The following is a 22,357-nucleotide window of genomic DNA, read 5'->3' as shown; positions in this document are numbered from 1 at the left end:
TCTGATTCCCTCAGGGTGGCCCTCACGGCTTTTGGCCGGGGTTACTCCGCGCCGCTGCCTTCAGCGGCGGGGTCCGGGTGCTCCTTGCGCCACTCCTCGTCGGAGGCCTTCCAGGATTCCTCGGCCTGCATGTGGATGTCGGTGATCGCCTTGTCGAAGTTGACGGCGTCCTTGCCCATCCAGCCTACGAAGTTCTTGCTGCTCTTCGCGTCGGCCAGCCCCTTCATGAAGGGGTACAGGTTCGGGTGCGTCTTGAAGTAGTCGTCCGGAGCCTTGACGATGTCTTTCCAGACGTTCTTGCCCCCGGTGTACTTCTGGACCTCGGGACGGTTGCACAGGTTTTCCAGCCAGCCTTCGTGCTTCTTCATCCAGCTGAAGTCGTGCACCTTGAACGGCGACTGCGGTCCGGAGGGCCGCCCGGTCCCGCCTTGGTTGCCCTGAGTGTTCCCGTGCTCGCCGCCGCCCTGGTTGCCTTCCTGGTGGTTGCCGCCCGCGTTGTTGTCGTGGCCGGTGTTGCCCGCGTTGTCCTCGTGGTTCGTGTTGTTGCCCGGCTGGTCGTCGTGATGGTTGTTGCCGCCAGGCGTGTCTTCGTGCGGGGTGTTGTTGCCGCCGGGGGTGTCCTCGTGGTGGTTGTTGCCGCCCGGGGTGTTGTCGTGGCCGGTGTTGCCCGGCGTGTTTTCGTGGTTGCCACTCCCGCCGGGGGCGTCCTCGTGGTTGTTCCCGCCGGGAGTGTTGTCGTGGCCGCTGCCGCCCGGCGTGTTCTCATGGTTGCCCCCGCCACCGGGGGTGTCCTCGTGATGATTGTTTCCGCCCGGGGTGTCGTGCGGGCGGTTGGGCGGCGGGTTGAAGTGCTGGTCCGCGGCCAGCCAGGTGTCGAACGGATCGTCCTCGTGCGGCTGGTTGTTCGGCCGCTCCTCGTGCGGGTTGTTGTTCCCGCCCGGCGCATCTTCGTGATGGTTGTTCCCGCCGGGAGTGTCCTCGTGGTGGTTGTTGCCGCCGGGGGTGTCTTCGTGCGGAGTGTTGCTGCCGCCGGGAGTGTCCTCGTGATGATTGTTCCCGCCCGGCGGATCCTCGTGGTGGTTGTTGCCACCCGGGGTGTCCTCGTGCGGGTTGTTGTTGCCTGGCGTGTCGTCGTGCGGAGTGTTGTTCCCACCGGCGTTGTCGTCGTGGTGGTTGTTCCCGCCCGGCGCATCTTCGTGATGGTTGTTGCCGCCAGGCGTGTCCTCGTGCGGAGTGTTGTTCCCGCCGTGACCGCCGTGACCGCCCTGGCCGCCCTGCCCACCGCCGCCCCCGCCGCCGTGGCCTCCGGAACCGCCGGGGTTGAGGTCGGTCATCTCGTGGTTGTTGCCCCCGCCATGCGCACCGCCGCCGCCGCGCGAAGGCTTGACCTTCTCCGCCAGCTGGGCCAGCCTGCTCGCGGTCCGCCCGCCGAGGCCGACCACCCGGGCGATCTTGGACGCCATCGTCAGCGCCAGCGAGATCCCCGACCGGATCACGTTGCCCACCCCGACGACGATCGACGCGCCGAACGTGAACGCCGCCATCGCGAGCGCGATCAGCATGGTCGCGATGACGTCGCCGAGGAACGTCGTGATCAGGTCGCGGATCAGCGACCGCACCACGGAGACCAGGGCCATCGTCGTCTTGACGACGTAACCCGCGGCGTCGACCGCCTCTCCGGCGCTGTCGATCTGTCCGCGCCGGTCGGCGATGTTCTTCTTGAACGCCTCGGCTCCGTCGCCCTGCCAGTTGGCGACCGTCTTCTGCAGCGTGGCGTCCAGGTCCTTCGCCGCGTTGCGCAGGTTCTCGGCGGTCTTGTGCAGTTCCTCGGCCATCTTGTTGATCGCCGCGGGGTCGCCCGCCAGCTTGTCGAGGCCCTCCTTGAGGAACGAGATGTGCTCGATCAGCCAGCCGAGCCCGGCCGCGATCAGCTTGCCGAACGGGTCGAGGACGAACGCCGCGGTGTCCGCGACCGCGCCGACGATCGAAACGCCGATCTCGACCCCCACGGCGGCCGCGTCGCCGCCGTGCAGGTGCTGGATCTCCTGGATCGACGAGACGACGCTGTGCCAGCTGTCCGCGACACCCGCGCCGGTGGTGCTGTTCGAGTCGGTGATGGGAACGACCGCGCTCATTTCACCTGCTCCGGCTTGAACTTGTCGAACGCCTTCGCGAGGTCCTGGTCGCCCTTGCTGTACTGCTCGCTGGCCTGGCGAGTCTTGTCCGCGCTGTCGGTCACGTCTTTCGCGACGCCGTGCAGATTGTCGGAGACGACCTTCAACGCGATCCGCGCGGGAATGGCGAGCACCTGTGCCAGCACGACGCCGAACGCGTCGATGTCCCCGCCGTTGGCGTCGTCGACCGCCTTCGCGGAGTCGTTCACCGTCGGCACGGTGGTCTTGTCCAGGTATTCGCTGAATTTGTGCAACTCGTCCGTGTGGACGGTGAAGCCGTTCCCTGCCACCAACACTCCTTCGCCTGCCGCGATCGGGCCGCGCCGAGTAGAGCAGCGGCGGCTGAACCGCAGGCGACGTCCGTGCGGAGGAAGGGTGAACGAGAGGGCTTCCTGCCCGAGCGTCCGGGCCGGATTGCCCCGGCGGGTCAGCCCCGGGCGCTCGGCCGGTTCAGGTAGGCGGAGAAGGAGGACAGCAGCGCCGCGACGCCGACGATCGCGGTGACCCACCACGGGCCGCCGGTCACCAGGTTGAACACGAACGCGGCAGCCATCAGGACGGCGGCGATGATGTTCCTGATCTGCAGCCCGGAGGGTTTCGCCATGCCTCCACCTTCTCATGGCGGCCGCGGCCGGGACTTGTCCGCCACTGGCTAGATTGCTAGCATCCTAGACATGGCCGGTGAAGAGGTCAAACAATTCAACGTCTACCTGCCGGTCGAGCTGATCAAGCAGGTGAAGTACCGGGCGATCGAGAACGAGCAGTCGTTGTCCGCGCTGGTCACGGCGGCTTTGCGGGCTTACCTCGACACCCCGTCCGACGAGCGAGAGGACAGCTGACATGAGCGACGGCATCACCATGCTTTTCCTGGAGACGCACAACTGGGGCAAGACCGCGAAGTTCCTGCAGCGCGTGGGATTCAGCCTCGACTTCGAGACCGACCACAACTCGGGCCAGCTGTCGAACGGCGACGGCGTGCCGGTGTTCGTCGCCGAGGTCCCGGAAAGCCAGGAGCCGCGCACGAGCGTGGTGGTGGCGGTGCCGGACGAGTCGGTCGACGCGGGGCTCGACGTCGTCACCCCCTTCGAGGACACCCACTACGGCACGCGCGAGATGACCGTGCGGGACCCGGACGGCCGAGCCTGGATCCTGCGAGCCCCCAAGTGAGCGAGCCGGACCACACCGCGGTGCGCGTCGCGTTGTGGCGCGCGCTGCACGTGCTTGCCGATCCGCCGCCGCACGCGCTCGTCGACGAGATCGGTCTCCGGCTGGCGGACCCCGGCCCGGACTGGCGGTCCCGGCCGGACATGGACCTGGACTTCACCCAGCGGTTCCGCGCGGGGATCGCGCTGCGCAGCCGGTTCGTCGAGGATCTGGTGCGCGAACGCGGGGTCTCGCAGTACGTCCTGCTCGGCGCCGGGCTGGACACCTTCGCGCAGCGGGAGCCGGAGCTGGGCGTGCGGGTGTTCGAGATCGACCAGCCGGGCACACAGGAGTGGAAGCGGCAACGGCTGGCCGCGCTGGGCCTGCCCGCGCCGTACCGGTTCGTGCCGGTCGACTTCGAATCCGGCGAGCAATGGCCGGAACGCTTGGCCGCCAACGGTTTCGACCTTGCGAAGCCTGCCGTGGTGGCGTCCACGGGCGTCAGCATGTACCTGAGTCGCGAGGCCAACGCCGCGACGTTGCGCGCGCTCGCAGGGTTCGCGCCGGGCACTGTGGTGGCGATGACGTTCCAGATGCCGGAGGAGTATCTGGACGGGCCCGACCGCGCGGCGCGAGCAGCGGCGATGCAGGGCGCGAAGGCGGCCGGGACGCCGTTCGTGAGCTTCTTCGCGCCGGACGAGATGCTGGATTTCGCGCGGGAATGCGGGTTTCAGGACGTCCAGCACGTCAGTGCGGTTGAGCTGAACAAGCGGTATCTGTCGGGTCGCTCGGACGGCCTGGAGACGGCGGGGGAGGAGTTCCTGGTCGCGACGGTCAGCTGAACTCGGCTTCGCTGTACTCGACCGGAAACCCTTCGGCGGTAAGGAAAGCGTGCATCTGGGCGGCCAGGTCGTCCTTCTCCGCGCCAGCCTCCATCGAAGTCGTGACGGTGGCTTCCCATTCGCCGTACCCGGAGTGCCGCCAGGGCCGGATCGTCCACGCCAGTTCGAGCCCAGGCGCCTGGACGCGCACGGTGAAGAACAGCCGCCGGTCGAGATGGTGGGTCGCCGCGTGCCGTTCGCCGAAGCGCACCGAGACCGACTCACCGGCGAATACGACCTCGAGGTCATCCAGACGGGTCATCTCGACCTCGGGGCGGTTCACGTTCACTCGCCAACCGTACCCAGGTCAGCACCCGGTTTACGGTGCCGTTTGCCGCCGGGAACTGATCACCCCGGTGTTGAACCCAGCCAGATGCAACCCGCCCGCGAACCGCGCGTGCTCGATCTTCACGCAACGGTTCATCACCACGTCCAGCCCCGCCTCACGGGCGTGATCCGCCACCGGTTCGTGCCACAACCCGAGCTGAAGCCACAACGTCCGCGCCCCAGCGTCGATGACCTCCTCGGCCACCCCGGGGAGGTCATCGTGCTTGCGGAACACGCTCACTAGATCCAGCTCGCCCGGCACGTCCGCCAGCGACGGATACACCGGCCGCCCCAGCAACGTGTCGAGCCGCGGGTTCACGAAGTTGACGTCGTACCGCGTCGAAGACAGCAGATACGTCGCCACGAAGTAGCTCGGCCGCGCCGGATTCGCCGACGCGCCCACGACCGTCACCGATTTCGTGCGCCCGAGAAGACGCCGCCGTTCGACCGCTCCGACGTCGTAGCTCATGCGGTCACCGCCTTGTCGAGGGCCTGGTCGAGATCCCACAGCAGATCCTCGACGTCCTCCAGCCCGACCGACAACCGGATCAAGTCCGCGCCGACGCCAGCCGCGGCGAGCTGGTCCTCGGACAGTTGCGCGTGCGTTGTCGAGGCGGGATGGATCACCAACGTCCGCGCGTCGCCGACGTTCGCCAAGTGCGACAACAGTTCCACCGACTCCACGAACTTCTCGCCCGCCGCGCGCCCGCCCTTGACCCCGAACGAAAACACCGCGCCCGGCCCCTGCGGCAGATACCGCGCGGCCCGCTCGTGGTCCGGATGATCCGGCAATCCCGCGTAGGACACCCACGCGACTCGCGGGTCCGCGTTCAGGTACTCCGCGATCGCCCGCGCGTTGACGACGTGCGCGTCCATCCGCTGCGGCAACGTTTCCACGCCCTGCAGCAGCAAAAACGCCGAATGCGGCGACAACACCGCGCCGATGTCGCGCAACTGCTCCGCGCGCAGCCGCGTGCAAAACGCGTACTCGCCGAAGTTCTCCCAGTACTTGAGCCCGCCGTAACTGTCGACGGTCTCGGTCATCCGGGGGAAGTTTCCGTTGCCCCAGTTGAAAGTCCCGGCCTCGACGACGACTCCGCCGAGCGTCGTGCCGTGCCCGCCGAGGAACTTCGTGGCCGAGTGCAGGACGATGTCCGCGCCGTGCTCGATCGGGCGGCAGAGGTACGGCGTGGCGAGCGTTGCGTCGACCACGAGCGGGATGTCGTGCGCATGCGCGAGATCGGCCAGCCCGGCGAGGTCCGCGATCGCGCCGCTCGGATTGCCGATCACCTCGGTGTAGATCAGTTTCGTGCGGTCGGTGACCGCTTTGGCGTACTCCTCGGTGTCGCCGTGCACGAACGTCGTCTCGACGCCGAACCGCGCGAGCGTGCCGGTGAGCTGCGTGACCGTCCCGCCGTACAGCCCGGCCGCCGACACGATGTGGTCACCGGACTCCGCGAGCGCCGAGAAGGTGAGGAACTCCGCCGCCTGCCCGCTGGCCGTCGCGACCCCGCCGATGGCCCCTTCGAGACTCGCGATGCGCTCCTCGAACGCCGCGACGGTCGGGTTGCCGATCCGGCTGTAGACGTTCCCGTACTTCTGCAGCGCGAACAGATTGGCGGCGTCGGCCGCGTCCTCGAACACGAAGCTGGTCGTCTGGTAGATCGGCACCGCACGGGCCCCGGTGGTGGGGTCGGGAGTGCCGCCGGCGTGCAGGGCGCGGGTGCGGAAGCCCCAGGTACGTTCGCTCATCGACCGCCACGCTACCCAGCACCTCCGCCGCTGACCAAGCCTCCCGAGGAGTGGTCCGGCCCTTCGGCACGCCGCCACACGCTTACCGAGACTGCCAGCGTCACGTCTCGCCCTGACGCAGCGTCGAGCCGCTCGCGCCGCCCGTCCCGGTCCAGATGGAACCCCGCGGGCCCCATCGCCACGACATCCCGCACCTGCTCCGCGCTGAACGCCTGAGTCCGGACGACCTCGACCCCGGACTCCCGCACGAACAACCCGCCCAGCGCCGCTTCGAGCCGTTCTTCCTTCCGGGCGTCCACCGCGAGCACCAGATCGCCCAGCTCCGCAAGATGCCCCGGCAACGGCGACGCCACCACGAGCTTCCCGCCCGGCGCGAGCACTCGGTGGAACTCCGCGGCATTCCGCGGCGAGAACACGTCCAGCACCACCGACGCCACCCCGTCGCCCACCGGCCACGGCTCCCACAGATTCCACACCGCCGCGCCGAGCCGCGCATGCGCCCGCGCGGCCCGCCGCAACGCGATCGCCGACACGTCCAGCGCGAGCCCGACCGCGTCCGGCGCGGCGTCCAGCACTCGCGAGAGGTAATAGCCCGGCCCGGCTCCGGCGTCGATGATCAATCCAGGAGCAGCACCGGCGGCAGCGACCGCGTCGGCCAGCGGCGCGTACGCCCCGGATGACAAGAACGCCGCCCGCGCGTCCACCATCGGCGCGGTGTCGGCCGTCCCCGCCGGGATGCGCGCGTGCAGGAGGTTGACGTAACCCTGCCGGGCCAGATCGAACGAATGCCGCCGCTCGCAGCGCAGCGTCCGGCCGGTCAGCGAGACCGGCTCCGCGCACACCGAACAGCGCAGCGCTTCGATCACCCGGTTAGGTAATGACATAGCGTAATTCGACCATGACGTTGCCTAACCGGACACTTCGCCCCCGCTCCCCGGAAACGTCCCCGTAACAACCACCACGCCGGAGTTCACGAGGGGGAAACGTGAATCGAAGGCCGGCGAAACACCCGGGGCCAACACTTCCTCTGCAGTTGCCCACGGCACGGGAGGACGATTGTGCTGAACGCCGGAGACACCGCCTGGGTGCTGATCAGCGCCGCGCTGGTCATGCTCATGACCCCGGGCCTCGCGTTCTTTTACGGCGGCATGGTCCGCGCGAAGAGCGTTTTGAACATGTTGATGATGAACTTCATCGCACTCGCGATAGTCGGAGTCCTGTGGGTGCTCTTCGGGTTCTCGCTGTCCTTCGGCAACGACGCTTTCGGCGGCCTGGTCGGGAACTTCGACTACGCCGGCCTGTCGGACGCGTTCGGCAAGCTCGTCGGCCTGGCAAGCGTTGGCCCGCCCGCGGTTCCGTGGCCGGGTCCCGACGCATTGCCCTTGCTCGCGTTCTGCATGTTCCAATTGATGTTCGCGATCATCACCCCGGCACTGATTTCCGGTGCCATCGCTGATCGCGCGAAGTTCTGGGGCTGGACGCTTTTCGTGACAATCTGGGTGATTGTCGTGTATTTCCCGGTCGCGCACTGGGTGTTCTCGTTCGACGGTTTCACCGGCAAGGACGCGGTGGGCGGCTGGATCGCCAACCAGCTCAAGGCGCTCGACTTCGCGGGCGGCACGGCGGTGCACATCAACGCGGGCGCCGCGGGTCTCGCCCTCGCGCTGGTGCTCGGCAAGCGCAAGGGCTGGCCGAAGGACACCGGCCGTCCGCACAACGTCCCGTTCGTCCTGCTCGGCGCGTCGCTGCTGTGGTTCGGCTGGTACGGCTTCAACGCCGGTTCGGCGCTCGGCGCGAACGACCTCGCGGGCGTCGCGTTCACCAACACCACCGTCGCGACCGCGGCCGCCGTGCTCGGCTGGCTGGTCGTGGAACAGCTGAAGTTCGGCAAGCCGACCACGCTCGGCGCGGCTTCCGGCGCGGTCGCGGGCCTGGTCGCCATCACGCCCGCCTGCGGTTTCGTGAGCCCGCTCGGCTCGATCGCGATCGGCCTGATCGCCGGGGTGCTGTGCGCGCTGGCCATCTCGCTGAAGTTCCGCTTCGGCTTCGACGACTCCCTCGACGTTGTCGGCGTGCACCTCGTCGGCGGTCTCGTCGGCACCATCCTGATCGGGTTCTTCGCCACCAAGAGCGTGAACTCGGCGGGCGCGGACGGCCTCTTCTACGGCGGCGGCTTCAAGCAGCTGGGCATCCAGGTGGTCGCGGCGCTTGCGGTATTGGGCTACTCGTTCATCATGACCTTGATCATCGGCTTCGCGATCAAGAAGGCGGGCGGGTTCCGCGTCAGCACCGAGCACGAGGTCAGCGGCATCGACGAGGGCCAGCACGCGGAGAGCGCCTACGACTTCACCGGCATGGGCGGCCTCGGCCACTCGGCGACGTTCCCGGTCAAGCCCGTCACGAAACTCGAGGAGACCAAGGCATGAAGCTCATCACCGCGATCGTCAAGCCGTTCACGCTCGACGACGTCCGCTCCTCGCTGGAGCAGCTGGGCGTGCTCGGGATGACGGTGAGCGAGGTCCAGGGCTACGGCAGGCAGAAGGGTCACACCGAGGTCTACCGGGGCGCGGAGTACTCGGTGGATTTCGTGGCCAAGCTGAAGATCGAGGTCGTGGTGGACGACGTCGTCGTCGAAAAGGTCCTCGACGCGGTCACCGCCGCCGCGCACACGGGAAAGATCGGCGACGGAAAGATCTGGGTGACGCCGGTGGAGACGGTCATCCGCGTCCGCACCGGTGAACGCGGCTCGGACGCGCTGTAGCCGATGACCGACGGGGGAGAACTCGCCCGAGCCACTGCGCTGCTGCTCGAAGGACGGCACGGAGCACCCGCACTGCGGGCGTCACTGGTCGATCTCTACGAGTTCTGGCTCGGGAAAGGAGCGACGGCGGCCGGCGTCGACACCGCGGACCCAGGTGTCGCGCTGGTCGCCGTAGGGGGTTTGGGACGGCGCGAACTGGTGCCGTACTCCGATCTCGATCTACTGTTGCTGCACAACGGAAACGGCGAGATCGGAGAGATCGCCGACGCCCTCTGGTACCCGCTGTGGGACGCCCGGGTCGGCCTCGACCACTCCGTCCGAACCCCAGGCGAGGCCCTCAAAGTCGCCGCCGAAGACCTGCGCACCGCGCTAGGCCTCCTCGATGCCCGGCACCTGGCAGGCGACCCGGGTCTCACCGAACGCCTGGCCTCCGCCGCCCGCGACCAGTGGCGACGCACCGCCCGCAAACGCTTGCCCGACCTCGCCGAATCCGTCCACACCCGGTGGCGGCGCAGCGGCGAGATCGCCCAATCCGCCGAGCCAGACCTGAAACACGGCCGCGGCGGACTGCGCGACTTCGGCGTCCTGGAAGCCCTCGCCGCCGGACAGCTCACCGCCCGCCCCGGAGAGGAACTGTTGGCAGCCAAGCAACTCCTGCTGGACGTCCGCACCGAACTGCGCCGCGAGTCACGTCGCGAACGAGACATCCTCGGTGCCGCCGATGCCGACGTCGTCGCACACGAACTGGAACTCGGCGACCGATTCACCCTGGCCCGCAAGCTTTCCGGCGCGGGACGGACCATCGCCTACGCCGTCGACGTCGCCCTACGGTCCACTGTGGAACAACCACGCCCACGCTTCGGCCGACGCCCAGTCCGCCGCCCGCTGGCCGAGGGCGTCGTGCTGCACGGCGACGAGGTCGCACTGGCCCGAGACGCGCTCCCGGCCCGAGACCCAGCCCTCCTGCTTCGCGCCGCGGCCGCCTCTGCCCGCACCCGAAAACCCATCTCGCCAGGCACTTTGCGCACCCTCGCCGAATCGGCACCCGAACTGCGCGAACCCTGGCCAGACGACGCCCGCAACGCGCTCGTCGAGTTGCTGGGTGCGGGGGAGGGCCTGGTCGACGCGGTCGAAGCCCTAGACCGCACCGGCTTATGGTCCCGGCTGTTCCCCGAATGGGGTGCCGTACGCGACCTGCCGCCGCGCTCGCCGGTACACCAGTGGACAGTCGACCGGCACCTAGTCCAAGCGTGCGTCGAAGCGGCAAAACTGACCACCACCGTGTCGCGACCAGACCTGCTCCTAATCGGCGCGCTGCTCCACGACATCGGCAAGGGCCGCGACGCCGACCACTCGGAACTGGGCGCGAAAATCTCCGCCTCAGTAGCGCAACGACTGGGCCTCCCGCCCGCGGACGTCGCGACGGTCTCCGCCATGGTCCGCCACCACCTGCTGCTCCCGCACACAGCGACGAGACGCGACATCGGCGACCCCGCGACCATCTCGCGCGTGGTGAAAACCCTGGACCGCGACGTCGTCCTGCTGGAACTCCTGCACGCCCTGACCCGTGCCGACTCGCTCGCCACCGGCCCCGGCGTCTGGACCGATTGGAAGGACCGCTTGCTGGCCGAACTGGTCAGCGGCTGCGAGGAAGCCGTGCACGGCAAGGGTTTCACGCCCCCTGAACCGTTGGACGACGACCAGCGCGAACTAGTCGCCGAGGCCGCTCGCACGGGCGTCGGCCAAATCCGGATCTCCGCACACGGCAAGGTCGTCACCGTGCTGCTGGCCGTACCCGCGGACCGCGAACTGCTGGCCCCCGCAGCCGGAGTCCTGGCCCTGAATTCGTTGGAGGTCCACTCCGCGGTCTTGCGCGAACACTCCGGCCGCGGCCGAGCAGGCGTCTTCACGGCGTCACCGAAGTTCGGCTCCCTGCCGGATCCCGCACTGCTGCGCGAACAGTTCGCCCGCGCAGTCGCCGGGACGATGCCGCTCACCCAACGCCTGGCCGCGAAGGAACGCGACTACGCCACGTCGTCCCCCGTCGTGGTCAAGCCAGTAGTCAGATGGTTCGACGACGAAACAAGCGGCCCCGACGCCGTCGTGCTGGAACTACGCGCCGCCGACCGCATCGGCCTCCTGTTCCGCGTAGCCAGTGCCCTGCGCCGTGCCGAAGCCGACGTCCACTGGGCAAAAGCCGCCACCCTAGGCGGTGCGGTAGTCGACTCCTTCGCCCTCTCGCCCCGTTCCGGTCACGTCACTCCACAGTGGCGAACCACCATCACCGACGCCGTCCTCGCCGCCGTCTCCTGACCGTCCGTGAAGGGCTCCTTGAAGGAATCAGATTCCCTCAAGGAGTCCTTCACGGACCGCTGGCCAGGGCAAGCAGACCCGGCCGGATTGCGCCATCCGGGCTCACCCATCCGGGGTGTCGGAAGCGACAAAGCCGATTCCGGTGGCAGGATGGCAGGTCCGACCGAGGGGGCGAGGTGAGCGCGGTGCGAGGTCACGAGAACCTGCCCGAGCTTTCGCTGCCTCCGACAGTCGTGGCCGGACACCTCCGCACCTGCGCCGAAGAACTCTCCGCCCTCCTCCGCGGCGACGGATCCGCAGCCACCCTCGGCGAACTCTCCGAAGTAGTAACTCAGCTGGTCGCAGGCCAGCACGCGCTCTCCCACGCACTGGCCGGTCTCGCGGGGCGCATGGACGTCCGCAACCCCGCGCTCGCGACCGTCTCGCCGTCCGAAGTAGAGGTCCTCACCGAGGTCCTCCAGGCCGCCGCCTGCGCGGTCAGCTGCTCAGCCGAGGAACTCGCCGACGCCGAACCGCTTTTCGACTTCACGAGCGACTCCGCGGGACCCGACACCCGCGTTTGAGTAGGACTACTCAGCCCGGATTGAGGGACTTCACGCTGCCGCGCGCCCGCCCCCGGACGGCAGACTTCTCCTCAACGCCGGGTGGTCGAGGGGGAACCGCTCCGCGTGCCCGCGGCGGAAGGCCTCCTGGGGAGGTGAGCTCTTCCGCCACAGTTCCGGGGACGGCCGTGGGGAGCGGCCGCCCCGGAACTCCCAGGACTCAGGAATCCGCGATCCGCGCCAGCAGTCCGGCCGCGAGCCGGAGCAGCTCCTGTTCAGTAGGACTCAGCGTCCGTTCGAGGGCCGCGGCCAGCCACGTCTCCCGCGCGATCGAGTACTGGCGCAGCTCCCGCAGCCCGGCCGGGGTGAGGTCGATCAGCGACCGCCGCCCGTCCGCCGGATCCGGGGTGCGCGTGATCAGCTCGCGTTCGGCCAGCGAGGCCAGGATTCGCGTCAGCGACTGCGGATGGATCCGCTCGGCCTCGGCCAGCTCGCCCGGCGTGTGCGTGCCGCCCCGGTACAGCCGCGAAAGCACCGCCAGCACGGCCGGTCCCGGAGCGGGCGGGCCCGCCTCGAAGCGCATCCGCCAGTTCAGCCGCCCGACGCCCTCGCGCACCGACCGGGCCAGCGTCGCCAGCTCATCGGCCCGGTCCGCGTCGGGTTCGGTCTCCATCGGCCCAGATTAGGCGGTTTCCCCGCGCACCAGCGCGGCATACCTCCCGTCCGCGGCCAGCAACTCCGCGTGCGTCCCCCGCTCGACGATCCGCCCCGCGTCCAGCACCGCGATCTGATCCGCATGCTCCACAGTGGACAGCCGATGCGCGATCGCGATCGTCGTGCGCCCGGCGGCGAGCCGGTCCAGCTCCGCCTGCACCGCCCGCTCGGTGCGGTTGTCCAGCGAACTCGTCGCCTCGTCCAGGATCAGCACCGGCGGATTGCGCAACAGGATCCGCGCGATCGCCATCCGCTGCTTCTCCCCGCCGGAAAACCGGTACCCGCGTTCCCCGACCACGGTGTCGTACCCCTCCGGCAGCGCGGCGAGCGTGTCGTGAATGTGCGCGGCCTTCGCGGCGTTCTCCAGCTCCTCGTCGGTAGCGTCCGGCTTCGCGAACCGCAGGTTCTCTCGCACCGACGCGTGGAACAGATACGTCTCCTGCGACACCAGCCCGACCCCGGCGGCCAGCGACGCGAGCGTCACGTCCCGGACATCCGTCCCGTCCACGCGCACCCTCCCCTCGGTCACCTCGTACAACCGAGCGACCAGATAGGCGAGCGTGGTCTTCCCCGAACCCGTCGACCCGACCAACGCCGTCGTGGTTCCGGCAGGCACGTCGAGATCGATGTCGCGCAACGTCCACGGACCCTCGTCGTCGTAGCGGAACGAGACCCCGCGCATCGAAACCGCTCCGCCGCTCAGCACCAGTTCACGCGCGCCCGGCCGGTCGCCGATCTCCACCGGCAGGTCGAGCACCTCGAAGATCCGCCCGAACAACGCCTTCGCCGACGCGACGTTCTGGCCCACGGTCTGCATCGCCGTCGCAGGCGCGAGCAGCCGGTTCAACATGCTGGTGAACGCGACGACCGTGCCCAGCGAGATCGGCGCCGCCCCGCCCGCGAGTTCGAGCCCGGCCGCCCAGTAGACCAGCGCCGGGACGATCGTCAGGCTCATCGACCGCGCCGCCCGCTGCCACCGTCCGGCCAGCGCGGCACTGCGCTCCAGCGCCGCGACCTCGCGCGATTCCTCGGCGAACCGGTCGCGCATGAGCTTCGCGTTGCCCATCGTCTTGGCCAGCAGCACGCCGGTGACCGACAGCGATTCCTCGACGATCGTGGTCAGCCGGGCCATCCGCCGCGTCCGGCCGCGGGCGAGCTTCCGCTGCTTGCCGCCGAGCCGCAACGTGAACAGCAGGAACAACGGCACGACGACCAGCGACAACAGCGCCAGCTGCCAGTCCATGATCAGGATTGCCACGGCGATCGCGAGCGCGGTGGTGCCGTTCTGCACGATCGACGCGGCGGTCCCGGTCACGACGTTGTCCACGCCGCCGATGTCGTTGAAGACCCGCGACAGCACCTCGCCGGTCTTGGTCCGGGTGTAGAAGCCCAGCGACATCCGCTGCAGATGGCTGTAGACGGACACCCGCAGCTCGTTCATCACCCGCTGGCCGATGGTGTTGGACAGCCCGGTGGTCCGCACGCTCAGCGCCCCGGACCCGAGCGCGGCGGCGATCATCCCCATCGCCAGCAGGCTCACCAGCAGGGCGTCGCGGTGCGGCAGCGCGGTGTCCAGCATCTCCCGCAGCAGGAACGGCGAGGCGACGCCCAGCCCGGCCTGCACGACCAGCAGCACGCACAGCCCAGCCAGCGCCCGCCAGTGCGGCCGGAACAGGCCCGCGATGCGGCGGAACGGCACCTGTTCTTCCTCGTCCCCTGCCGGTTCGGCGAGCGTCGGACGCCGGGCAGTAGCTGATGTCATACGCCTATGTTTACTTAATTCCCGAGCCGATGCGAGAGATTTTCGCGCGGTTGAGCTGTTGTTGCTCGGTCAGTTAGTGCGCGTATGCGTAGTACCCTTCCCGTACCCGTGAAGGCCGGGCGGCCGGGGCGGCTACCCTCGGAAGATGCCGGGGGTGCCGAGCACCGCCCGGCACGCGAACTTTCGACCCAGCTGGAGCGTGCACCCCCGTGTTCGACACCCTCTCCGATCGGCTCACCTCGGCCCTGCAGTCGCTCTCGCGCAAGGGCCGGCTGTCCGACGCCGACATCGACGCCACCGCGCGCGAGATCCGCATCGCGCTGCTGGAAGCGGACGTCGCGCTCCCGGTGGTCAAGGCGTTCATCGCGAAGATCAAGGACCGGGCGAAGGGCGCCGAGGTCTCCCAGGCGCTGAACCCGGCGCAGCAGGTCGTCAAGATCGTCAACGAGGAGCTCGTCGGCATCCTCGGCGGCGAGACGCGGCGGCTGAACCTGGCCAAGAACCCGCCGTCGGTGATCATGCTCGCCGGTCTCCAGGGTGCTGGCAAGACGACGCTGGCGGGCAAGCTGGCGATGTGGCTGAAGAAGCAGGGCCACGCGCCGATGCTGGTCGCCTGCGACCTCCAGCGGCCGAACGCGGTCAACCAGCTGCAGATCGTCGGCGAGCGCGCGGGCGTCACCACGTTCGCGCCGGAGCCGGGCAACGGCGTCGGCGACCCGGTCGACGTCGCCCGCCGCGCGATCGAAGAGGCCAAGCACGCGCAGTACGACATCGTCGTGGTCGACACCGCGGGCCGCCTCGGTGTCGACGAAGAGCTGATGAAGCAGGCCGCGGACATCCGTGAAGCCGTGCAGCCGGACGAAGTCCTGTTCGTGGTCGACGCCATGATCGGTCAGGACGCGGTCACCACGGCCGAGGCGTTCCGCGACGGCGTCGGCTTCACCGGCGTGGTGCTCACGAAGCTCGACGGCGACGCCCGCGGTGGTGCGGCGCTGTCCGTCCGCGAGGTCACCGGCCAGCCGATCCTCTTCGCGTCCAACGGCGAAAAGCTCGAGGACTTCGACACGTTCCACCCGGACCGGATGGCCTCGCGCATCCTGGGCATGGGCGACGTGCTGACCCTCATCGAGCAGGCCGAACAGCACTTCGACCAGGAGCAGGCCGAACAGGCCGCGCAGAAGCTCACCAGCGGGCAGCTCACGCTGGAGGACTTCCTCGAGCAGATGCTCGCCGTGCGCAAGATGGGCCCGATCGGCAACCTGCTCGGCATGCTGCCCGGCGCGGGCCAGATGAAAGACCAGCTCGCCTCGGTCGACGACAAGCAGCTCGACCGGCTCCAGGCGATCATCCGCGGCATGACGCCCGCCGAGCGCGCCGACCCGAAGATCATCAACGGCTCGCGCAGGCTGCGCATCGCGAACGGCTCCGGCGTGACCGTCCGCGAGGTCAACGACCTGGTCAACCGCTTCTTCGAGGCGCGCAAGATGATGGCGCAGATGGCGGGGCGGTTCGGCTTCGGAGGCGGCGGAAGCAAGAACCGCAAGGGCAAGAAGGGGAAGAAGGGCAAAAAGGGCCCCACGCAGCCCAGGATGCGCGGCGGGATGCCCGGCGGCATGCCGATGCTTCCGCCCGGCGGCGGCATGCCCGGCGGAATGCCGGACCTGTCCCAGCTCGGCGGCATGAACGACGTGCCCGGCTTCGACCCGTCCAAGTTCAAGCTGCCGAAGGACCCGAAGAACAATTGAGCCCGCTGCGCCTTTCCGGCACCGTCCTGCCCGACGGCGAACCGCGTGACCTCTGGATCCAGGACGGAAAGCTGTCGTTCGAGCCGGTTCCCGGCGCGGAAACGCTGTCCGTCGGCGGATTCGTGGTCCCGGGGCTCGTCGACGCGCACTGCCACCCGGGTCTCGGCCCGAGCGGCGGACTGTCGGTGGAGGAGGCGGCGGACCAGGCCGCGACCGACCGCGACGCGGGCACGCTGCTGATCCGCGACTGCGGTCTGCCGCTCGACGTCCGGCCGCTGCAATCGCGCGCGGACCTGCCCACGATCATCCGCTGCGGACGGCATCTGGCGCTGCCCAAGCGGTACATCCCCGGGTTCGCGATCGAACTGGACGACCCGGCGCTGCTGCCCGAAGCGGTCGCCGAACAGGCCCGCGACGGCGACGGCTGGGTCAAACTCGTCGGCGACTGGATCGACCGCGGCGAAGGCGACCTCGCCCCACTGTGGCCGGACGATGTACTCACTGAAGCCATCCGCGTCGCCCACGACCTCGGCGCCCGCGTCACCGCGCATGTGTTCGGCGAAGCCGCGTTGCCCGGCTTGATCGGCGCTGGCATCGACTGCCTCGAACACGGCACCGCGCTGTCGCCAGACCAGCTAGCCGAACTCGCGCGCCGCGACGTCGCGTTGGTGCCCACGCTCATCAACATCGAGAACTTCCCCGGCATCGCGGACAAGGCAGGCAAGTACCCGACGTACGCGGCCCACATGCGCGCGCTGCACGCAGGCGTCGGCGAGATGGTGTCCTCGGCGGTTGAAGCGGGCGTACGCGTCTTCGCGGGCACGGACGCGGGCGGCATGGTCGACCACGGCCGTATCGCCGACGAGGTCGAAGCGCTCCACCGCGCTGGGATGTCGCGTACGCAGGCACTCGCGAGCGCGTCCTGGGAAGCGCGCGAATGGCTGGGCCACCCCGGTATCGAGCACGGCGCCCCGGCGGACCTGATCGTTTACGCCGACGACCCGCGCGAGGATCTCGCCGCCCTGCACCACCCGACCCACATCGTCTTGGGCGGCACGGTCTTCCACTGACCGCCCCAATGCGGACGCGAGCAGTGAGCAACGGCTACGGGCGAGTGCGACGCGACCCCGCCTCGATGCGCCACAGCACAGGCACATAGCGTGAACCCGTGGCCGAAGACGGTGGGGGAAAGCGAATTCTGGGCGCCCATTGGGCCTTTGCCGCGTTCTTCTTCGGAGTCGCCGGCTACTACCTCGTCACCCTCCTCACCGCGGCCGCCTTCAACCGTCACGTCCGCGACGACGACCCGATCGAGGCGTACGCGGGACCGTTGCTGCTGCTGGCCTTCCTGCCGAACCTGATCCTCGGCCTGGGCCCGGTGATCGCCTCCCTGCGCTACGGCTCCGGACTCGAACGCGACTTCGGACTCCGCACGAGAGGACGCGATCTCCGCATCGGCCTGGCCTGCGGCCTGCTCGCCCTCGTCGTCGGCTTCGTGCTGAACGCCGCCGAAATCGCCGTTTTCGGCGGCGACGAGGTGTCCGACAGCCCGCTCACCGACCTGCCCGACGTGTCCGGCGGCAGCCCGGTCTGGCTCGTCGCGACCGCGCTCGTGCTGGTGATCGCCGTCCCGCTCACCGAGGAACTGCTGCTGCGCGGCGCACTTTGGAACGCACTGGCGCACTACAAGATCCCGCCGTGGGTGATCCTCGTGCTCACCTCGCTGGTGTTCGCGCTGCTGCACGGCGAAACCACGCGCACCATCGCGCTGTTCGGCCAGGGCCTCGTCCTTGGGCTCGCGCGGCATTACTCCGGCCGGACCTCGGCGAGCGTCCTCGCGCACGCGGCCAACAACCTGCCGCCCGCCGTCCTGCTCTTCATCGGGCACTGAGCACGGGCGGAAAATGCGGAAACCGGTGACCGGTCGAGTACTGTGCGAAACCATTTCGGCCGCTAGGCTCGACCGGTGAGCAGAGCGAGCACGGGGAGGCGGGCGTGACCACATCACAGCCCGGTGAACCCCTCTCCAGCGCGCTCTCCCCGGAGGACTTCGTGGCCGAACCGACCGCGTTCCCGCCGCATCGCTGGGGATTCGGGGCTTTCCTGCTGGTCGAGGCCGTTCTGCTGGCGTCGGCCGCGTTCATCGGCGCGCTCGCCGGCGCGACGGCTCCGGGCAGGCCGCTGCCGATCAGCACGGTGCTGCTCGGCACGATGCTGCCCACCATGATCGCCGCCGGCGTCGCGGTGCTGATCACCGTCGTCCGCGGCAACGGCCCGAAGCTCGACTTGCGGCTCGAATGGCGCTGGGCGGACGTCTGGACCGGGCTCAAATTCGGCATGCTCGGCCTCGTGCTCACCTCGCTGAGCGCCTACGTGTGGACCCAGCTGGTCGGCTCGGCGGACGCGACGTCGGCGATCAGCGCGCTGGTCGACGACCGCAAGATGTCCGTGCCCGCCGCCGCGGTGATGTTCGGCTACCTGTGGCTGCTCGGGCCGATCTGCGAGGAGATCATCTACCGCGGCCTGCTCTGGGGCGCGGTGGAACGGCTGCAGTGGCGCAGCGAGCGGTGGGGGCGCTTCGCCGCGTTCCTGCTGTCCACCGCGGTGTTCGCGGCCAGCCACCTGGAACCGCTGCGCACCACGCTGCTGCTGGTGATCTCCATCCCGATCGGGCTCGCCCGGCTGTCCACCGGAAGGCTGGCGGGCAGCATCGTCGCGCACGCGGTCAACAACTTCCTGCCCGCGGTCGCGATCCTGCTCGGAGCGCTCGGGCTCGCGTCCTTCTGAGCCCGGTTATGCATGCATAACCGGGGCCTTGTGCGGGCTCGGCGCAGGGCGTCTGGCAGAATGTTTGCTTGCCCGCTTCCGCCGGACCCTCTCGCCGTGTGGAAGCTCCTGACCTCCGGGCGCCGCGAGCCTGTCCCCACGGGTTCCGCGCGCGCCCTGCACCACACAGCACTGAGGAGTACCCACACCCGTGGCCGTCAAGATCAAGCTGCAGCGCCTCGGCAAGATCCGTGCGCCGTACTACCGCATCATCATCGCCGACGCGCGCACCCGCCGGGACGGCAAGGCCATCGAGACGATCGGCAAGTACCACCCGAAGGAAGAGCCGAGCTTCATCGAGGTCGACACCGAGCGGGCGCAGTACTGGCTGGGCGTCGGCGCGCAGCCGACCGAGCCGGTCCAGCGCATCCTCGAGATCACCGGCGACTGGCAGAAGTTCAAGGGCCTGCCGGGCGCCGAGGGCACCCTGAAGGTGGCCGAGCCGAAGCCGTCCAAGCAGGACCTGTTCAACGCGGCGCTGGCCGCGGCCGGCGAGGAGCCCTCCACCGAGGCCACCACGCCGAAGAAGAAGTCGGCCCCGAAGAAGGCCGAGGCCGAGAAGGCAGAAGCCGCTGAGGGCGAGAAGTCCGAGTGAGCTTCCTCGCCGACTCCCTCGAGCACCTGGTGCGCGGGATCGTCGACAACCCGGACGAGGTCCGGGTCGAGCTGCTGACCACGCGTCGTGGCCGCACGCTCGAGGTGCACGTCCACCCCGACGATCTCGGCAAGGTGATCGGCCGGGGCGGGCGCACCGCGACCGCTCTGCGCACCGTGATGGGCGGCATCGGCGGCCGCGGCGTCCGCGTGGACGTCGTCGACACCGATCGCTGACCCCGAGATTCTCGGAAACGGTCAGGTATGGACGTCGTAGTCGGCCGCATCGCGAAAGCGCACGGCATCCGCGGCGAGCTCGCGGTCGACGTGCGCACCGATTCGCCGCAGCAGCGGTTCGCGATCGGTGCGGTCGTCACGACGAAGCTGCGCGACGGCAGCACGAGAGAACTCACCATCGCAGCCGCCCGCGAACACAGCGGGCGGCTGCTGGTGCGTTTCGAGCAGGTGCTCACCCGCGATGTCGCGGAAACCCTGCGAGGAGCCCTGCTTCTGGCGGATACGGACACGCTGCCGCCCACCGGCGACCCGGACGAGTTCTACGACCACGAGCTGGCCGGCCTGAGCGCCGAGCTGGCCGACGGGACGGTCGTCGGCAAGGTCGTCGAGGTGGTCCATTCGCCGGCCGGGGAACTGCTCGAACTCGATCACGACGGGCGCTCGGTCTTGGTACCTTTCGTCCGCGCCATCGTCCCGGTGGTGGATGTCGCTGGGGGCCGGGTCGTGCTCGATCCGCCCGAAGGCCTCCTCGACGCTGACTGAGGGGGAGTTCGTGAAGTTCTGGGTGAAGGCTGTCTTCGCAGCCGTTCTGGCCACCGCTTTCGCCGCGCCGCCCGCGCAGGCCGCTTCGCCGGTGTACGGCGACTTTTCGCTGATGTTCCAGCGGAGCGCGGGTCAGTACGCGCCGCCGGGGGAGAAAGCGTTCCAGTGGGCTTGGTCGCCGCAGTCGGCCACCGAATCGCAGATCACCTGGGGCGACCCGGTCACGTGGCCGCCGGCGACCGCTGAGCACTTCGTCCGCTCGGGCGACTGGGTGCTGCTCGACGGCTGGGACGGCAACGGCACGTACTACACGGAGCGAGTCACCGAAGAGTCCGCGTGCACTGGCTCGACCTGCACGCCGATCCCGTCCGACGGCGGCCGCCAGCACTACGTGCGCTGGACCGTGCCGTCCACGGACTACCGGCTCATCGCACGCGGCACGATCACCGAGAAGAGCTCGGGCAAGGTCGTCCACTTCGAACATCTGCAGACCTGGGGCGCGCCCGCCCCGTGCTCGAACGCCCGCTTCGGCGCGCGGACCTGCGTCACGCAGACCGAGACGTGGTCGGACGACAACGGGCTGCCCGCCGGGTCGCCGATCCGCAAGACCCTGCACCGCAGCATCAAGATCGCGAAGGGACTCGGCATGGCCTTCGCGATCGACCAGGACGTCCCGAGCCCTTGGCACGCCCAGGCCACCGAGTACTGGAACTGGTAACCGCTTGCGCATCGACGTCGTCACCATTTTCCCCGAGTACCTGGATCCGCTGCGCGCCGCGCTGCTGGGCCGGGCGATCGACCGCGGCCTCATCGAGGTCGGCGTGCACGACCTGCGCGACTGGACCCACGACGTCCACCGCGCGGTCGACGACGCGCCGTACGGCGGCGGTCCCGGCATGGTCATGAAGCCGCAGATCTGGGGACCGGCGCTGGACGACGTGTGCGGGGAAGGGACCCGGCTCGTGGTCCCGACCCCGGCGGGCAAGCCGTTCACCCAGGAGCTGGCGCATTCCTACGCCGAGGAAAAGCACCTGGTGTTCGCCTGCGGCCGCTACGAGGGCATCGACCAGCGGGTGGTCGACGACGCGGCCCGCCGGATGCCGGTCGACGAGGTCTCGATCGGCGACTACGTGCTGGTCGGCGGCGAGGCCGCGGTGCTGGTGATCGTCGAGGCCGTGGTCCGGCTGCTGCCGGGCGTGCTCGGCAACGCCCGGTCGGCGGCCGAGGACTCGTTCTCCGACGGCCTGCTCGAAGGCCCCAGCTACACCCGCCCGGAGGTGTGGCGCGACCTGGCGGTGCCGGACGTGCTGCGCTCGGGCAACCACGCGCTCATCGACCGCTGGCGGCGCGACCAGGCGCTCGAACGCACGGCGCTGCGGCGGCCGGATCTGCTCGCCCAGCTGCCCGAGGGGAGCCTGGACAAGCGGGACCGGCAGGTGCTCGACGGGCTGGACGACCAGCCCGGATAGGCCCCGTGCGAGGTCGCCGGGGGCCTCTGCCATAATGGATTGGTTGGCGTGACGCGTCATCTTTTACTTTGGCCGCTGGTCGACGTAAAAGCCGCGGTGCCAGCCGTGAATGCCATCAGCCCCGGGCTAGTCGCAGTGAACTCCACTGCGCGCTCAAGCTGTACGTAAGCCACACGAATACGAGGACGGACCACCGATGAACACCCTGGACGCGCTGGACGCGCAGTCACTGCGTTCCGACATCCCGGCCTTCCGCCCCGGCGACACGCTCAAGGTGCACGTCCGCGTCATCGAGGGCAACCGCGAGCGCAACCAGGTCTTCCAGGGCGTCGTGATCCGCCGGCACGGCGGCGGCGTCCGGGAGACCTTCACCGTCCGCAAGGTCTCGTTCGGCGTCGGCGTCGAGCGCACCTTCCCGGTGCACTCGCCGAACGTGGCCGAGATCGAGGTCTTCAAGCGCGGCGACGTCCGCCGGGCGAAGCTGTACTACCTGCGCGAGCTGCGCGGCAAGAAGGCCAAGATCAAGGAGCGCCGCGAGAACCGCGAGACCGCTGCTGCCCGCTGAGTGGCGAGT

General features: G+C 69.2%; 26 protein-coding genes. 17 read left to right on the top strand and 9 right to left on the bottom strand.

Going from position 1 to position 22,357, the window contains the following annotated elements; genetic code table 11:
* Positions 1 to 41: 41 nt before the first annotated feature.
* The 3 genes from AB5I40_RS16945 to AB5I40_RS16935 all read right to left on the bottom strand — a co-directional run bounded on the left by AB5I40_RS16945 (position 42) and on the right by AB5I40_RS16935 (position 2,778).
* Complete coding sequence (locus AB5I40_RS16945) at positions 42 to 2,135, bottom strand: WXG100 family type VII secretion target (protein ID WP_370939476.1); 2,094 nt, start codon at positions 2,133 to 2,135, stop codon at positions 42 to 44.
* Positions 2,132 to 2,464 (bottom strand): type VII secretion target, encoded by a 333-nt coding sequence (locus tag AB5I40_RS16940; protein ID WP_370939475.1) that lies wholly within the window; start codon positions 2,462 to 2,464, stop codon positions 2,132 to 2,134. Before AB5I40_RS16940 ends, AB5I40_RS16945 begins: the two co-directional genes overlap by 4 nt.
* A gap of 137 nt (positions 2,465 to 2,601) precedes the next feature.
* Positions 2,602 to 2,778, bottom strand: coding sequence for a hypothetical protein (locus AB5I40_RS16935; protein ID WP_167441866.1), 177 nt, complete (start codon positions 2,776 to 2,778; stop codon positions 2,602 to 2,604).
* Positions 2,779 to 2,848: 70 nt separating this feature from the next.
* Here AB5I40_RS16935 and AB5I40_RS16930 point away from each other — a divergent pair, with 70 nt between their 5' ends.
* The 3 genes from AB5I40_RS16930 to AB5I40_RS16920 are packed head-to-tail and all read left to right on the top strand — an operon-like array spanning position 2,849 to position 4,159.
* Positions 2,849 to 3,013, top strand: coding sequence for a ribbon-helix-helix protein, CopG family (locus AB5I40_RS16930; RefSeq protein ID WP_370939474.1), 165 nt, complete (start codon positions 2,849 to 2,851; stop codon positions 3,011 to 3,013).
* A gap of 1 nt (position 3,014) precedes the next feature.
* Positions 3,015 to 3,341 (top strand): VOC family protein, encoded by a 327-nt coding sequence (locus tag AB5I40_RS16925; RefSeq protein ID WP_370939473.1) that lies wholly within the window; start codon positions 3,015 to 3,017, stop codon positions 3,339 to 3,341.
* The gene (locus tag AB5I40_RS16920; RefSeq protein ID WP_370939472.1) at positions 3,338 to 4,159 is read left to right on the top strand and encodes a class I SAM-dependent methyltransferase; all 822 of its coding nucleotides are present in this window, start codon (positions 3,338 to 3,340) and stop codon (positions 4,157 to 4,159) included. Before AB5I40_RS16925 ends, AB5I40_RS16920 begins: the two co-directional genes overlap by 4 nt.
* On the opposite strand, the gene AB5I40_RS16915 is transcribed toward AB5I40_RS16920, so the two are convergent.
* Genes AB5I40_RS16915 through AB5I40_RS16900 form a run of 4 tightly spaced genes read right to left on the bottom strand, consistent with a single transcriptional unit; the run spans position 4,152 to position 7,161 of the window.
* Positions 4,152 to 4,487, bottom strand: coding sequence for a DUF6228 family protein (locus AB5I40_RS16915; RefSeq protein WP_370939471.1), 336 nt, complete (start codon positions 4,485 to 4,487; stop codon positions 4,152 to 4,154). The genes AB5I40_RS16920 and AB5I40_RS16915 overlap by 8 nt on opposite strands.
* Before the next feature lie 30 nt (positions 4,488 to 4,517).
* Positions 4,518 to 4,994, bottom strand: coding sequence for a CoA-binding protein (locus tag AB5I40_RS16910; RefSeq protein WP_370939470.1), 477 nt, complete (start codon positions 4,992 to 4,994; stop codon positions 4,518 to 4,520).
* Positions 4,991 to 6,277 (bottom strand): O-acetylhomoserine aminocarboxypropyltransferase/cysteine synthase family protein, encoded by a 1,287-nt coding sequence (locus tag AB5I40_RS16905; protein WP_370939468.1) that lies wholly within the window; start codon positions 6,275 to 6,277, stop codon positions 4,991 to 4,993. The genes AB5I40_RS16910 and AB5I40_RS16905 overlap by 4 nt, the downstream gene beginning before the upstream one ends.
* Before the next feature lie 11 nt (positions 6,278 to 6,288).
* On the bottom strand, positions 6,289 to 7,161 hold the full coding sequence (locus AB5I40_RS16900) for a putative RNA methyltransferase (RefSeq protein WP_370939467.1): 873 nt from the start codon (positions 7,159 to 7,161) through the stop codon (positions 6,289 to 6,291).
* A gap of 174 nt (positions 7,162 to 7,335) precedes the next feature.
* Here AB5I40_RS16900 and AB5I40_RS16895 point away from each other — a divergent pair, with 174 nt between their 5' ends.
* The 4 genes from AB5I40_RS16895 to AB5I40_RS16880 all read left to right on the top strand — a co-directional run bounded on the left by AB5I40_RS16895 (position 7,336) and on the right by AB5I40_RS16880 (position 11,914).
* On the top strand, positions 7,336 to 8,703 hold the full coding sequence (locus AB5I40_RS16895) for an ammonium transporter (protein ID WP_370939466.1): 1,368 nt from the start codon (positions 7,336 to 7,338) through the stop codon (positions 8,701 to 8,703).
* Positions 8,700 to 9,038 carry a P-II family nitrogen regulator gene (locus tag AB5I40_RS16890; protein ID WP_370939465.1) on the top strand — a complete coding sequence of 113 codons (339 nt, stop codon included), beginning with the start codon at positions 8,700 to 8,702 and terminating at the stop codon, positions 9,036 to 9,038. The genes AB5I40_RS16895 and AB5I40_RS16890 overlap by 4 nt, the downstream gene beginning before the upstream one ends.
* A 3-nt stretch (positions 9,039 to 9,041) precedes the next feature.
* Positions 9,042 to 11,351, top strand: coding sequence for a [protein-PII] uridylyltransferase (locus AB5I40_RS16885; RefSeq protein ID WP_370939463.1), 2,310 nt, complete (start codon positions 9,042 to 9,044; stop codon positions 11,349 to 11,351).
* Between the two features lie 185 nt (positions 11,352 to 11,536).
* Positions 11,537 to 11,914 carry a hypothetical protein gene (locus tag AB5I40_RS16880; protein ID WP_370939462.1) on the top strand — a complete coding sequence of 126 codons (378 nt, stop codon included), beginning with the start codon at positions 11,537 to 11,539 and terminating at the stop codon, positions 11,912 to 11,914.
* A gap of 199 nt (positions 11,915 to 12,113) precedes the next feature.
* Here the strand turns inward: AB5I40_RS16880 and AB5I40_RS16875 are convergent, their stop codons facing one another.
* Together AB5I40_RS16875 and AB5I40_RS16870 are read right to left on the bottom strand one after the other, a co-directional pair.
* A complete protein-coding gene (locus tag AB5I40_RS16875; protein WP_370939461.1) occupies positions 12,114 to 12,566 on the bottom strand; it encodes a MarR family winged helix-turn-helix transcriptional regulator in 453 nt (150 codons plus the stop codon).
* 9 nt (positions 12,567 to 12,575) lie between these two features.
* Positions 12,576 to 14,369: an ABC transporter ATP-binding protein gene (locus AB5I40_RS16870; RefSeq protein ID WP_370939460.1), complete on the bottom strand. Its 1,794-nt coding sequence runs from the start codon at positions 14,367 to 14,369 to the stop codon at positions 12,576 to 12,578.
* A gap of 209 nt (positions 14,370 to 14,578) precedes the next feature.
* On the opposite strand from AB5I40_RS16870, the gene ffh reads away from it, so the two are divergent.
* From ffh to rplS, 10 genes are all read left to right on the top strand, one after another.
* The gene (gene ffh, locus AB5I40_RS16865; protein ID WP_370939459.1) at positions 14,579 to 16,114 is read left to right on the top strand and encodes a signal recognition particle protein; all 1,536 of its coding nucleotides are present in this window, start codon (positions 14,579 to 14,581) and stop codon (positions 16,112 to 16,114) included.
* A complete protein-coding gene (locus AB5I40_RS16860) occupies positions 16,111 to 17,184 on the top strand; it encodes an amidohydrolase family protein (RefSeq protein WP_370939457.1) in 1,074 nt (357 codons plus the stop codon). The genes ffh and AB5I40_RS16860 overlap by 4 nt, the downstream gene beginning before the upstream one ends.
* A 98-nt stretch (positions 17,185 to 17,282) precedes the next feature.
* Positions 17,283 to 18,005 carry a lysostaphin resistance A-like protein gene (locus AB5I40_RS16855; RefSeq protein WP_370939456.1) on the top strand — a complete coding sequence of 241 codons (723 nt, stop codon included), beginning with the start codon at positions 17,283 to 17,285 and terminating at the stop codon, positions 18,003 to 18,005.
* 104 nt (positions 18,006 to 18,109) lie between these two features.
* Positions 18,110 to 18,901, top strand: a complete 792-nt coding sequence (locus AB5I40_RS16850; RefSeq protein ID WP_370939455.1) for a lysostaphin resistance A-like protein — start codon at positions 18,110 to 18,112, stop codon at positions 18,899 to 18,901.
* Between the two features lie 190 nt (positions 18,902 to 19,091).
* Positions 19,092 to 19,535 carry a 30S ribosomal protein S16 gene (rpsP, locus tag AB5I40_RS16845; protein ID WP_116205654.1) on the top strand — a complete coding sequence of 148 codons (444 nt, stop codon included), beginning with the start codon at positions 19,092 to 19,094 and terminating at the stop codon, positions 19,533 to 19,535.
* A complete protein-coding gene (locus AB5I40_RS16840) occupies positions 19,532 to 19,771 on the top strand; it encodes an RNA-binding protein (protein WP_003103110.1) in 240 nt (79 codons plus the stop codon). The genes rpsP and AB5I40_RS16840 overlap by 4 nt, the downstream gene beginning before the upstream one ends.
* 27 nt (positions 19,772 to 19,798) lie before the next feature.
* Positions 19,799 to 20,314, top strand: coding sequence for a ribosome maturation factor RimM (rimM, locus tag AB5I40_RS16835; RefSeq protein ID WP_344286008.1), 516 nt, complete (start codon positions 19,799 to 19,801; stop codon positions 20,312 to 20,314).
* Positions 20,315 to 20,324: 10 nt separating this feature from the next.
* Positions 20,325 to 21,032, top strand: coding sequence for a hypothetical protein (locus AB5I40_RS16830; protein ID WP_370939453.1), 708 nt, complete (start codon positions 20,325 to 20,327; stop codon positions 21,030 to 21,032).
* 4 nt (positions 21,033 to 21,036) lie between these two features.
* Positions 21,037 to 21,783 (top strand): tRNA (guanosine(37)-N1)-methyltransferase TrmD, encoded by a 747-nt coding sequence (gene trmD / locus AB5I40_RS16825; RefSeq protein ID WP_370939452.1) that lies wholly within the window; start codon positions 21,037 to 21,039, stop codon positions 21,781 to 21,783.
* Positions 21,784 to 21,979: 196 nt separating this feature from the next.
* Positions 21,980 to 22,348: a 50S ribosomal protein L19 gene (gene rplS, locus AB5I40_RS16820; RefSeq protein WP_370939451.1), complete on the top strand. Its 369-nt coding sequence runs from the start codon at positions 21,980 to 21,982 to the stop codon at positions 22,346 to 22,348.
* Positions 22,349 to 22,357 lie beyond the last annotated feature (9 nt).

Origin of the sequence: Amycolatopsis sp. cg13, assembly GCF_041346965.1 — a bacterium.
GTDB lineage: Bacteria > Actinomycetota > Actinomycetes > Mycobacteriales > Pseudonocardiaceae > Amycolatopsis.
Note: the sequence above shows the minus strand (reverse complement) of the source record. Positions and strands in the feature narration are given on the sequence as shown.